At 48.6% G+C, this 276-nt stretch carries 1 pseudogene; it reads right to left on the bottom strand.

From position 1 onward, the window contains the following. A pseudogene (locus H3T84_RS12030) lies at positions 1-276 on the bottom strand (hypothetical protein); the annotation flags it as partial.

Raw genomic sequence — 276 nt, 5'->3', positions numbered from 1 at the left:
CACCGGCACGGCTTACAACAGTAGACAGTGAGCTGAAGCTGGTAGCAGAAGAGGTGGATAACTGATAGAGCTGACCGGCATTAACCGCATCAGTAGAACCGTTTTCCAGCTGACCTGCAGCCACATTGGTAATCTTCTGCGCCTGACTGGTGCCATGGCTGGCATCGTAAAAGCCGCCGTTACCATTGACATTCTTTTTCCATTGCAGCGCATCAGACTGTAAAGCAGCGATATTGCTGTTTGCTGTACTGATATTACCATTGATATTGGTCAGAT

Source organism: Snodgrassella sp. M0110 (assembly GCF_016101465.1).
Taxonomy (GTDB): Bacteria; Pseudomonadota; Gammaproteobacteria; order Burkholderiales; family Neisseriaceae; genus Snodgrassella; species Snodgrassella alvi.
Note: the sequence above shows the minus strand (reverse complement) of the source record. Positions and strands in the feature narration are given on the sequence as shown.